Origin of the sequence: Paenibacillus sp. P32E, from assembly GCF_001909085.1 — a bacterium.
In the GTDB taxonomy this organism is placed as follows: Bacteria; Bacillota; Bacilli; order Paenibacillales; family Paenibacillaceae; genus Paenibacillus_AQ; species Paenibacillus_AQ helianthi.
The window spans coordinates 219,593-231,206 of record NZ_LVYY01000003.1 but is presented as its reverse complement, the minus strand read 5'-3'; the positions used below and the strand labels follow the sequence as shown (position 1 = coordinate 231,206).

The following is an 11,614-nucleotide window of genomic DNA, read 5'->3' as shown; positions in this document are numbered from 1 at the left end:
AAACGCTGGGGAGTGGATATGAAATTCGAAAACGTCATTACCGTAGCCAGAGCTGCGAGGGCTGCCCACTGAAGGAACAATGTACGAAAGCCGAAGGAAATCGAGAAGTGGTCGTCAGTTTGGAACGATTGCGGTACCAGAGTCAGGCTCGGGAGATTCTACGGAGTGAAGAAGGTTATGCCTTGGCCGTCCGCCGAATGACAGAACCAGAAAGCGTGTTTGGACAACTGAAGAACAACCGGGGCTTCCGGAGGTTTCTGCTTCGCGGCATGGAAAAAGTGACGCTTGAAGTCGGGTGGTTTTCCCTTGCTCATAATCTGCTGAAGCAAGCTGCCAATGACCAAAAACACAGATCAGCGATCCTCCAATAACGGGAGAATCGCTGCTTTGCTCACTTTTTGAGGTCTTAAAAATGAAGAAAGCTGTCTAAGTCATAGAAAATCCACTTATGGGACAGCCCCCTTTGTCATGTTCATGAAGTCATACATAGTATTTGAATTAAACCGTTGATGAACCGGTTTCGTCATCCTCTTCGCAGTCTTCCTCTTCTTCACGCAGACTCTCCAGGTATTCAGCCGTCGCCCGGTCGCGGGCCCGTCCTTTATCCTTCAGCCGCTCAATCGCCGGGAGTATGAGGATGTCGATTTCCTTCTGGACACTGTAGGCGAGATCGTAACGGCTCTGGTCCTCCAGATAAGATCCGACCTCAATCAGACCATTATACCGGTCCAGCTCCTCACGCGTCAGCAGTCCGCGGACTTGCACGCTGCAGTGGCGCATCCTAGAGGAATCTTCCTTTTTTTAGGACTAGCGGTATACCGCCGATGATGAACAGATAACGCATATCCACAACCTTCTTCAGCTGCGCTGCTGTCCAGCCCTTATAGGTCTTATCGCCAACTACGGCAATACCTTGACCTTTCCCCAGAGAAGCTACTGTGCCTTTGTTGCTGAAGGCAAACTTTCTAGGCTGCTGGCTGCGAATCGCGGCCACTAGGTTATGTGCGCAGCATTCACCCTGCTGCATGGCAATCTGTGCCGTTGGCGGGTAAGGGCGTCCTTCCGGATTAATCATCAAAGAGCCATCGCCGATAATAAAGATATTTTCATGTCCCGGAGCGCGCAAGTACTCGTCCACCTTAACCCGTCCGCGCATGGCTTCAAACCCTGCTGCTTCGATCAGCCGGTTGCCGCGGATGCCGCCGGTCCAGACAATAGTTGAGGCTTTGATCTCTTCACCAGTGGCAAGGATAACGCCGCCAGGCAGGCACTCTTTGATGGCTACACCGATCTTGAAGGTTACACCTTTCTTCGTCAGCACTGTCATCGCATGCTCTACCAGTTCAGGTGCAAAGCCCGGCAGTGCCGTAGGAGCAGCCTCCACATTGTAGATATTGACCATGCTTGGATCCACATCATATTCCTTGCACAGCGCCGGAATGCGGTCTGCCAGCTCAGCCACAAATTCAATGCCGCTGAAACCTGCGCCGCCCACAACGAAATTAATATGCTCCTGTGCATTGTTCTCATTCTTGTATTTGGCAAATTGATATTCGATATGCTCACGGATCAAACGCACGGAATTAATACTGCGGATAGTCAGCGCATATTTATCCAGTCCCGGAATTCCGAAGGTTTCAGGTTCCCCTCCAAGGGCAATTACGAGATAGTCATACGACAGCGTACCGTCTTCCAGAATTACCTTTTTTTGCTGGGTGCGAATTTCCTGTACGGAAGATTTAACGAGATCAATTTTGAATTCATCAATTAATTTGGAAATCGACACCCGGGTATGCTCGATGCTGTCTGTACCTGCAGCAGGCATATGTAGATGGGTAGTGAAATAGTGATACTCATGGCGGTTCACCAGTGTCACATCTGCTTCATTATAGTTCAAAGCTTTCTGCAGCCGCTGCGCGGTCAAAATACCTCCATATCCCGCGCCTAGGATAACGATTTTGGGAATACTGCTCATGTTCCGGCTCCTTCCAACAGGTAAATCTGTCTATGTGTTATTTTTTGTAAAAAAATTCGGTTTATTTTGTGAATTTATACACTTAAATTCAGAAGAATTTCCAATTAAACTTAAAGGATTTCTAAAATAACCATATCCATTGTAAACCTTAGTATCGTTTTAATCAAATATAATCATGCAGCAAAATGTCACATTTTTCTTCCGAAATCAAGCCTTTGCAGGTCGGTGTCACAATGTTTATAATGTTAGATAAGCCAGTATGGCAATTTGAAACTATCAACTCGGAGGTGTAATATTCGTGACACAAGAGCAATCCGTTCCTATGAGCGATCTTTTAATCATAGGAGGCGGTCCGGCCGGGATGTTTGCCGCCTTTTATGGCGGGATGCGCCAGGCATCGGTAACCCTTATTGAAAGTATGCCCCAACTGGGAGGGCAGCTTGCTGCTCTTTATCCTGAAAAATATATTTATGACGTGGCCGGCTTTCCAAAAGTCACCGGTCAGGAGCTGGTAGATAACCTTTCCCGCCAAATGGAGCTGTTCCAGTCCGATATCCGGCTGGAGGAGAAGGTCGTTTCGCTTATCAAGCAGGACGAACGCCATTTCGTTATCACTACCGATAAAGCAGAGTATCATAGTAAGGCAGTGATCATTACCGCAGGAGTTGGTGCCTTTGAACCGCGCCGTCTGGAACTTCCGGAGGCCGCCCGTTTTGAGAGAGCCAATCTGCATTATTTTATAAGTGATTTGAATGCATTCAAGGGGAAAAAGGTGCTGATCAGCGGTGGCGGCGACTCTGCGGTGGATTGGGCACTGATGCTGGAACCCATTGCTGAAGAGGTAACCCTCATTCACCGCCGGGATAAATTCCGCGCTCATGAGCATAGTGTAGAGAACCTCATGGCATCCAAGGTTAATGTCATTACGCCTTCAGAGATCACCGAGTTGCACGGCGAAGAATTCATTACCAAGGTTACCTTGTCCCATATCAAAACCAAAGAAACGCAAGAACTTGAAGTAGATAGCGTAATCGTCAATTTCGGCTTTGTCTCTTCGCTGGGACCGATTGCCGAGTGGGGCATCGACATTGAGAGCAACTCTATCGTGGTTGACTCCCGCATGGAGACCAGCATTCCAGGGATCTTCGCTGCCGGCGATATTACTACATATCCAGGCAAGCTGAAGCTGATTGCTGTAGGATTTGGAGAAGCCCCTACGGCAGTGAACAATGCCAAGGTCTACCTTGACCCGGAAGCCAAGCTGTCTCCGGGGCACAGCAGCAATCTCAAGCTCTAACGGAACATCCGCTTCCTATTGAACCAAATAAAAGGGTATCTGTTCAGGTTGATTGCACTTCAATCTGAACAGATACCCTATTTTGTGATGCTTGCGGTTTAAATGTAGGAGCTGCTGCAAAGGTGTCTCTGCGTCTTAGTGAAGAACCGCATGAACTGGAGAGTGTAAGTTCCGTTTGCGAATTTCAGCGAGCAGAAGAGCGATGAAATCATGCTCTAATTGCAGTTCTATTGCTCTATGGTAAGAGTCCAAGAGCATCTCATCCGACAATTCAACCATAACGTTCACCTACCTTTCCTTTATTTGGATCTGAATCTATCATAGCAAACTATCATTTTTCGAACAAGCGTTCCCACTATCCACAAGCGACTGTGGAAATCCTGTGTATAAGATGTTAGTAAGGGCCTGAAAGTCATTCACTGTACAGTGGACTATGGGGATAAAAGTTATACACAGGTCTCATCCGCAGGAAATGGGTCTGAAATATTTTTACATTGTTCATAATTCTGTGGAATTTTTTATCAAATATTACCTCGTGAATCACACAACTAATCGCAATTCTATCGCATTACTATATTTATCGTCAATTCTTAAAAATTGCTTAATCATTTCGGACGGGTATTTACTTCCAGAATCCAGATTTTTCCACGTTGATCCACAGCATAATCAAACCCAAGTTCACCGATCCCCGGAAAATGCCGCTCCAGCAGTTCTATGCAGATCAGGGTCAGACGACGCATCTCTGCTTTTTTGGCAGAAGTCCTAACCCGGGGCAAGGATCTTCTTAACCCCTCCCGGCAGCTTAACATCGTGCCCCCCTTACAGAGATTCGTCACGAATAGCCCTGGCCGGGCCACTCTTCCCACCATAGCCCGAAACTCCCAATGATCCCCGTTCTTCACCACCTTGACCCGATAATCAATAGGACGTCCATCAATCCGGGCGAGTGAGATACACTGCTGCATTAGATATCTGCGTTTGACCTTAAACATGTCCAGCGCGCGTCTCATGGATGAGAAATCCCGATACATTCTTGTACTGTGCATATGTGTGAATCCATATGCCCGGCTGCTACGGAACACTTTGATTACCCCGTAGCCGCCACCGCCGACAACAGGTTTTATTACGACCGAACCGTATTTACCCAGCATCCTTAACAACCCAGCAGCACTATATTCCATCGTTCTCGGAATGTAACCGGCAACCCGCGGATCGCTCAGCAGCGCCTCGGTTTTCAGCCACTTGCTGGCCAGTTGTCTTCCCGCCATTGTTCTCCCACTCCTTTCACATTCCCCAGCCTACCCTATACTTTACTCAGAAAAGCTCCCACCCTCCTGTATGATTGTCCGTGTAAGCAGGTAGACATGGCAAAAAAGGGCATATAGCTGCGGGGCTCTATGTCCTGGTATATCCATTTATGGGATGCGCCGCTCAAGCCGCAGATTCCGACAAAGCCTGCCTTACGGCAATCGACAGCAATCGCCTGAAATTAGCAAGGATGCATAGAATGTCAGATGGTCTGGAGAGCGCTGCTATCATATTTCGTTAAAGCTGTGCCGATAAAAAATCAATACATAATCATAATAGATTAGGGAGTTGGGTCAATGCAGTGGTACATAAAAGCATTAAAAAACTATAGAGGATTCACAGGGAGGGCCACCCGGACAGAATATTGGATGTTCTTTCTGTTCAATATTATCTTCTTCATCACTTTGGCTTTTCTGCAGGAGATGCTTGGAATCATTCACCTCCTGACACCGCTCTATTCGCTCGCCATGTTTTTGCCGGCTTTGGCTGTTCTGTTACGAAGACTACACGATTCCGGAAAGAGCGGCTGGTGGGTTCTGTTCTGTTTGATTCCCATGGTGGGATTTGTTATCTTAACTGTTTTTGCTTGTCTTCCAAGCGAAGGCAACAATAAATACGGGTCTAATTTCAAATACTAGCTGTACATATCCTGACATTTTGCTGGAAAATCCTTAAAAATCATTGTATTATGGCCTGGAAGGGAGGACTCTTCATGGCAGAGTTTTTTGAGGTGCTATACTGGCTGGCAATGGTGGGTATGACAGTCGTTCTGGCGGGAACTACGGTTCTTATTGGGGCACTGGGCTTCAAATTCATCAGAGACCGCCGCAGCGCCCTGGGTGCAGGCTGTATTACCTTTTCTCTGGCTTCCGCCGCGCTGGTCGTCTTTATGATTAATTTCAAATTCATTATCCCTGCATGATTGAAGGATTCTTTCCGTTCATTGCCTTGCCTGTACTGCCCTGTCACAGAGATTTTTCTGTACAGGGTTTTTACTATACTCTATGAAAAACAGAACGGATGGCTTGTGCAGATGGACAGCTTAATTCGCTGATTAATGTTCCAGTATGAACCATTTCATCTCTGGCGATCATATTCCGGTTTTAAAATCGAATACAGATAGGAGTCATGCCATTTCCCTTTATGCCACATGTGTTCACGCAAATGTCCCTCATAGGCCATGCCAAGCTTCTGCATAACTTTTGCTGAACCCACATTCTCCGGACGGCAAGTAGCGTATACACGGTGAAGATCGAGTTCCCGAAAACCAAAATCAAGCACGGCATCAGCAGCCTCAGAGGTATATCCCTGTCTCCAAAACAGCCGATTGAAGCAATAGCCAATTTCCCCTTGGCTCGGTTCACTTACGTGAATGCCGCAGCCACCGATCAGCTGATGGGTCTGTTTGAGAACTACGGCAAATTCAAAGTCTCGCCGCGGACTCTGACATTGCATTTCCATGGTCAAATTAATATAGCTTCCGGTTTCCTCTTCTGAGTTCGGCCCCCATATCATATATTTCGCCACCAGAGGATCTGAGGCATAGGCATGCACCGCTTCCATATCTTCAAGGACAAATTCACGAATGATTAACCGTTCTGTTTCCAATAGAGTCATGGGGTTCCCTTCCTTCATACTTCAAAGTTTTTACGGAGTCAGCTTGCTGTCCGTTTAATTCGACCTGCATAGAAAGATAGTACAGATGAACTCAAGGATACGTTCATTTTCACATAGGTTTTTAGTTTGTAAGTAATCTGGCCTATGCAGTTATCCCTTCGGGTGTTTTCTCCATAGGCTTGTCCATAGAAAAGGAACGCCGAACACTTCGTCCTTCTCCGCACATTCCTTCATCAACCGGATCTCCACCAGCTCAAAATATCCGCCTAAGAGTTCGCTTAATTTCTCTTGGCTGTACGCTTGTCCGCCATGCATGCTTCGGTCCCGGTACACATCCCAGTCGCTTAATTCCATGGCTCCTCCCATTTCCGTAAACCCGGGAGCAAAACATGTTAATCCAAAATATCCCCCGTCCTTCAGCGCATGATGGATCATCTCCATATATCCAATTCGCCGATGGGGCCACAGATGATGAAGACAGCCTGCATCATAGACCAGATCATATTCAGACTCGGGAGACAGGTCAAAAACCGATCCGCAGGTAAAATTCACCTGAATATTTTTTTCAGCTGCACGTTCCTTCGCCCAGGCAATGGCTTCTTCCGAAAGATCGATTGCATCCACATCAAAATCATGAAGCGCCGCATAAATCGCATTCCGTCCAGGTCCGCACCCCAATTCCAGCATGCGTCCGCCCTGCAGTATCCCCGATTCTACATAAGAGACCAAATTTTCATCCGGCTTATCTACAAAAAAGGGAACCCCCTTCGTTCTGTCACCATAGAATTTGTTCCAAAACGGGGCGGGCTCTCTCATTAGCGAGTCCAGCATGTTGAGTACATCTACATTAGTTTTGATCGTTTCGGGCATTTTGTGCATCTCCTAGATTAGATTATTTCCTTCGCCACAGCTAGACAGCATCACCAGCTATACTTCTTCAGTTCTTCATCAAGCAGATGTCTGTTCGCAGAAAGATAGCCAACCAGGTTATCAAAAATATTGCGGTCAGGTGTGTTCAAATACAACGCTTCGGACAGCCTGAGTATTCCATCTAACACTTCTGCATTCAGGATGTACCGGTCTTGAAAGCTGCTGACTTCATGCAGACCGGGAGATTTTATTCGCTGAGCCGGAGTGATTTCAAGCTGCTGGTAGATCTGCTCTAAAATCTCCGCATCTTCGGCTGCGCCAATATGCTGAAGTGCTTGAATAGTCTCCAGCAAATACCGGCCGGATGAATTTTCCAGAAAGCCCAGGATGCCATTCATCGTGAGTTCTGTATCCAGATCGATCAGCAGCATAATCTCCCGCAGGAATCCATGTGATTTCAGCACATCCTCCCGGGCAGCCGCATTCTCAGGCTCATAGATGTTGCTGCATACCGAATCGACGATCTCTTCCGCTGAGAGGGTTGAAGATTCTTTAGGAAACCATGTATTGATATTCGTTTTCGGATTACTCATCATCGTGCCTCCAGTCAACTTATGAATTGCGTATTGTTGATTTTGTTATATTCCATAACCAACTCAATATATAGAGCTAGTTTATTTTCTAGCCTCCATTCAAAAAGTGATTGGACCGCTTCGAAAATATCAGGTTTGACCCAATAGGGAATGGCATTGCGCGTGATTTCATCATCTACTAAATGCTCATAGAAACCTACTGCCGCAGCATTGCACAGATAATGGCTTCGGTTGCCTTGATGAAAGCACCATTCTACGTAATTATAGATTTTGGTAAGCTCAAAGGTATCATTATTTCTGTGGAGCTCATCGAGCCTAATGTGCAACTCAAGTAACAGGGAATATACGGTGTCATCTTTTTGAGTAAAATGAAATCTAGCATCATAAAACAATTCCATAGCCTTTCTTCTCCATGCGCTCATAGTACCCTCCATTTTATTTTCGACCATAGACGCAACATCAGAATCATAATGCCTCCTTGCCTAGGCTAAGTAAAACCATATCCGGAAAATGCCCATTCCAATATTCTTTCATTGTTCCAAGCACTTCGTTTTGGGCAGCCTCTGATAATCCGTACCCCGTAAAACCCCTCTGACTCCAATAGGGATAACTCGTGAAAATATGCTGCCAATGCTCTCTGATCTCACTGTAAAAATCCATAGCATTGCATTCTAAAATATTTTTCCAAGTAATCAACTGCTGGGCTGCGCTTTGGTTCTCAAAAACAGATCCCCCCGGAATCAGACCCACATAATCGGTACCGTAGTAAATATCAACCACTCGGATTGGACCAACAATTTGATGATTGAAGTCGTCCATTTCCTCAGCAGGTATCCACAACTCTAGATGATGTCTGGCTCCTACAACATGTTCTTCATACTGATCGATATAAGGACTGGCCACGGCAAATTCAGTTACAAATCCGGCATAGCCGGAAAATAGGTCCTTGGTGTTCCATTCTCTCGCGATTTGATCAGCATACGGCTTATTAAGAACAGGATAAAAAATCGGTTGTTCCGGTAATCTGGGAGGAAAGCCGCCGAGGTGCAGATCGAGTATTCGCTTCATTTCCGTGAGGCCGACGGGCCGGTATAAGGTTTTCATATGAGCTCCTCCGTTATTATCCTGCCTTCAGAACGTTATCCACACTACAATTCAGTATATCAGTCCCGCTAAAAACTGGAAACCGGATGAGCCCAGACAAGCAGAAACGGCTTCGCCGCCCTTTTTAGGACGGTAGCCGTTCAGCGAGAAATATAAGGATAGACAACTTATTGCGTACAACATATAAATAGCCTCCAGATCTGCGCACCTGAAGGCTCTACTATGTCTATTTCTTCTATTAAATTAAATTGAGATCAGATCCTTGATCCGGACCGGAAGCCCGGTGCGGATGGCTTGGTTGGCAGCGATGCCGGTCATGATGGAGCGGGCTCCATCCCGGTGGTCAGCTGCCCGGTGGTAGATGTCCTCGTCCGGGGTTCCGAACAGATCATTCAGCAGCACCGGATCTCCCCCGCCGTGACCCCCTGCTCCTTCGTCCACTTGGACCTCATAAGGCGCATCAAACATGGGATGGACCACAATATGCTTGCCCTCCACGGCACCTTCCAGTGACCGGTCACCTCCGGCATTGACATAGGATTTCTCTACTATGCTCATTTCGATTCTTCCTTTGGAGCCGTTAAAAGCGATCCGGTAGCCTTCCCAAGGCATATAGGCATTCAGCGAATAGGTGAGAATGGCCTTGTTGCTGTACCGGACCATTACCCCCATGGTGTCCTCGATGCTGATGCCGTCGCCGAATACGCTTTGATCCCGCTGGTAGCCGTCATCCGCCTCCGCATCCAGATACATCTCCTTCAGCACGGGATTCTGATCCAGATGCAGGGCGAAAGGATCTTCCGAGGCTGCCGGATTGCCGGTGCCACGCTGGTAGAACGAAGTTACGCCGCGCCGTTCGGCGTTCTCCCGGCCGTAGAATCTCAGATCACCAAAGGCAAATACCGTCTCCGGCTCCGCCCCGATCCAGAAGTTGACCAGATCGAAATGATGAGTCGATTTGTGGACAAGCAGGCCTCCGCTGTTACGCTTATCCCGATGCCAGCGGCGGAAATAATCCGCACCATGCTGTGTATTCAACAGCCATTCAAAATGGATCGAATGCACATCCCCGATCACCCCGGAGGAGATCAGCTCGCGGGCCTTCGTGTGATGCGGAGCATAACGGTAATTGAAGGTAACCCGCACCTTATGTCCTGTTCGCTCCACAGCATCGTATATCTCTTTGCATTTCTCCACATCGACGGTCATGGGCTTCTCCGTAATGACATCACAGCCCAGCTCAAGCGCCCGGATAATATATCGGTGATGTGTCCGGTCCACACTGGTAACAATGACGATATCCGGCTTCTCGGTTTCAACCATCTCATCAAATTGTTCAGTCAGGTAAGTGCGGACGTGCGGATATTCATAGGTTCCCGAAAGAACCTTATTGGCATAATCCATACGCGTCTGGTTCACATCGCAAAAAGCGGTAAGCTCTGCGGAATCCCTGTATTCCTTTGCAATGGCTTCATAGAAGAATTGTGCCCTGCCCCCAATGCCTACCTGTACATAACGTTTCTTATCCAATTCTCTTTCGCCTCCTATAGTTCATCCTATTTGTTGGCTTTCAGCCATAGAGTAACACAATATTTATATGGTTTCTCTGCAATTATCACTCCTTTTATCTAATACCCCGCTTATTTTGCTATAATAGCTGCATATGTTATTTTCTATATGAGGAGAGTTGGGTATGGACATTGGGCAGGTGCCGGATCAAATTAGATTTGACCTTACAGCTTCCCGGAATGGACTTCAGATAGAGTTCGACAGGAATGATTTTCACACCATGACGGAAACCCATTTTCACCGTGAATATGAACTGTATTATCTTTTTTCCGGTGAGCGGAATTACTTCATCCATGACCGCAGTTTCACCGTACAGCCCGGAGATATCGTGCTGATCGGCTCGGATATAGTGCATAGAACCTCCGACGCCGGCATCCCCGGCTACGAAAGAATGCTGCTGTATTATGATCCTGCCTTCTTCGACGGATTCTCCGCAGAACATAAGCAACTGCTATTGTCTGTATTCTCCCATGAGTATCCTATACTGAGGCTGAAGCTACAGCAGCGCCTCCCGCTGGAGGCGCTGCTGCTGAAACTGCTCGGGGAGCTTACTGAAGAACCCCCGGGCTATGAAATCCACGCGGTCCATGCGGCGACCGAGCTGCTGCTGTTCACGGCCAGAGAATTGCTCAGACAGGAGCCGTCTGTTCACTACGAGCCTACACCGGTACAGCAGAAGATCACCGCTATAGTCCGCCATATTCATGCCAGCTATGCTGAACCTCTGGAGCTGGACGACTTATCTTCCCGCTTCTACATCAGCAAAAGCCATCTTAGCCGAATGTTCAAGGAAGTTACCGGCTTCGGATTCAGCGAATACATCAATCTCACAAGAGTCAGGCAAGCACAGCGCTTATTAAAGGAAACCGGATTATCGGTCACCTCCGTTTCCGAGCAGTGCGGCTTCGGGAACTTCTCCCATTTCGGTAAAGTCTTCAAGCAGCTGAGCGGAGTATCCCCACGCGAGTACCGCTTGTTCAACAGCTAGAGTGGCGCTGCGCCGGGACAAGCGGCTGGAATTGCAGCGGCTGTCGCCAAGTATACCAATCAGCAAATCTCACGCTGAAGCTTTCGGGAGCTGGAAGGTTCTAAAACAGTTTCCTATTCAACCCATGCAAAAACGCAGAAGCCGAAATTCCGGTTTCTGCGTTTCAATCTTATAGTATACCTTCTCTACACCTAGTTCCCTTAAGAACTAATGCTTCGGGGTCACTTTCCCGTCGCTATATCTCTGGAGCTCAATATAGACGAAATCAGTTGTATCCGGATTCCCCCGGAGTG

The 11,614-nt window shown here is 47.5% G+C and carries 15 protein-coding genes; 5 read left to right on the top strand and 10 right to left on the bottom strand.

Features of this window, described 5'->3' with window-relative positions:
* Window positions 1-371: transposase (locus A3848_RS05035; protein ID WP_178381908.1), on the top strand; the 371-nt coding region annotated here is incomplete at its 5' end.
* Between the two features lie 127 nt (window positions 372-498).
* On the opposite strand, the gene A3848_RS05030 is transcribed toward A3848_RS05035, so the two are convergent.
* Both A3848_RS05030 and A3848_RS05025 read right to left on the bottom strand, forming a co-directional pair.
* Window positions 499-780, bottom strand: coding sequence for a hypothetical protein (locus tag A3848_RS05030; protein ID WP_074083855.1), 282 nt, complete (start codon window positions 778-780; stop codon window positions 499-501).
* Window position 781: 1 nt separating this feature from the next.
* The gene (locus tag A3848_RS05025) at window positions 782-1,975 is read right to left on the bottom strand and encodes an NAD(P)/FAD-dependent oxidoreductase (RefSeq protein WP_074083854.1); all 1,194 of its coding nucleotides are present in this window, start codon (window positions 1,973-1,975) and stop codon (window positions 782-784) included.
* A 322-nt stretch (window positions 1,976-2,297) separates the two neighbouring features.
* On the opposite strand from A3848_RS05025, the gene A3848_RS05020 reads away from it, so the two are divergent.
* Window positions 2,298-3,272, top strand: coding sequence for an NAD(P)/FAD-dependent oxidoreductase (locus A3848_RS05020; protein WP_074083873.1), 975 nt, complete (start codon window positions 2,298-2,300; stop codon window positions 3,270-3,272).
* A gap of 135 nt (window positions 3,273-3,407) precedes the next feature.
* Here A3848_RS05020 and sda read toward each other — a convergent pair whose 3' ends face one another.
* Both sda and A3848_RS05010 read right to left on the bottom strand, forming a co-directional pair.
* Window positions 3,408-3,551, bottom strand: a complete 144-nt coding sequence (gene sda, locus A3848_RS05015) for a sporulation histidine kinase inhibitor Sda (protein ID WP_042217282.1) — start codon at window positions 3,549-3,551, stop codon at window positions 3,408-3,410.
* Window positions 3,552-3,877: 326 nt separating this feature from the next.
* Window positions 3,878-4,540: a YheC/YheD family protein gene (locus tag A3848_RS05010; protein WP_074083853.1), complete on the bottom strand. Its 663-nt coding sequence runs from the start codon at window positions 4,538-4,540 to the stop codon at window positions 3,878-3,880.
* 336 nt (window positions 4,541-4,876) lie between these two features.
* Here A3848_RS05010 and A3848_RS05005 point away from each other — a divergent pair, with 336 nt between their 5' ends.
* Together A3848_RS05005 and A3848_RS05000 are read left to right on the top strand one after the other, a co-directional pair.
* Window positions 4,877-5,218, top strand: coding sequence for a DUF805 domain-containing protein (locus A3848_RS05005; RefSeq protein ID WP_074083852.1), 342 nt, complete (start codon window positions 4,877-4,879; stop codon window positions 5,216-5,218).
* A gap of 74 nt (window positions 5,219-5,292) precedes the next feature.
* Window positions 5,293-5,502 carry a hypothetical protein gene (locus A3848_RS05000; protein ID WP_074083851.1) on the top strand — a complete coding sequence of 70 codons (210 nt, stop codon included), beginning with the start codon at window positions 5,293-5,295 and terminating at the stop codon, window positions 5,500-5,502.
* 155 nt (window positions 5,503-5,657) lie between these two features.
* Here A3848_RS05000 and A3848_RS04995 read toward each other — a convergent pair whose 3' ends face one another.
* The 6 genes from A3848_RS04995 to A3848_RS04970 all read right to left on the bottom strand — a co-directional run bounded on the left by A3848_RS04995 (window position 5,658) and on the right by A3848_RS04970 (window position 10,294).
* Window positions 5,658-6,197, bottom strand: coding sequence for a GNAT family N-acetyltransferase (locus A3848_RS04995; protein WP_074083850.1), 540 nt, complete (start codon window positions 6,195-6,197; stop codon window positions 5,658-5,660).
* A 150-nt stretch (window positions 6,198-6,347) separates the two neighbouring features.
* Window positions 6,348-7,076 carry a class I SAM-dependent methyltransferase gene (locus tag A3848_RS04990; protein ID WP_074083849.1) on the bottom strand — a complete coding sequence of 243 codons (729 nt, stop codon included), beginning with the start codon at window positions 7,074-7,076 and terminating at the stop codon, window positions 6,348-6,350.
* A 41-nt stretch (window positions 7,077-7,117) separates the two neighbouring features.
* Window positions 7,118-7,660 (bottom strand): DMP19 family protein, encoded by a 543-nt coding sequence (locus tag A3848_RS04985; RefSeq protein WP_083611920.1) that lies wholly within the window; start codon window positions 7,658-7,660, stop codon window positions 7,118-7,120.
* Between the two features lie 14 nt (window positions 7,661-7,674).
* Window positions 7,675-8,109 carry a DUF7674 family protein gene (locus tag A3848_RS04980; protein ID WP_074083847.1) on the bottom strand — a complete coding sequence of 145 codons (435 nt, stop codon included), beginning with the start codon at window positions 8,107-8,109 and terminating at the stop codon, window positions 7,675-7,677.
* A 16-nt stretch (window positions 8,110-8,125) separates the two neighbouring features.
* Window positions 8,126-8,764 carry a hypothetical protein gene (locus A3848_RS32130; RefSeq protein ID WP_074083846.1) on the bottom strand — a complete coding sequence of 213 codons (639 nt, stop codon included), beginning with the start codon at window positions 8,762-8,764 and terminating at the stop codon, window positions 8,126-8,128.
* Window positions 8,765-9,007: 243 nt separating this feature from the next.
* Complete coding sequence (locus tag A3848_RS04970; protein ID WP_074083845.1) at window positions 9,008-10,294, bottom strand: Gfo/Idh/MocA family oxidoreductase; 1,287 nt, start codon at window positions 10,292-10,294, stop codon at window positions 9,008-9,010.
* A gap of 163 nt (window positions 10,295-10,457) precedes the next feature.
* On the opposite strand from A3848_RS04970, the gene A3848_RS04965 reads away from it, so the two are divergent.
* A complete protein-coding gene (locus A3848_RS04965; protein ID WP_074083844.1) occupies window positions 10,458-11,321 on the top strand; it encodes a helix-turn-helix transcriptional regulator in 864 nt (287 codons plus the stop codon).
* Window positions 11,322-11,614: the final 293 nt, after the last annotated feature.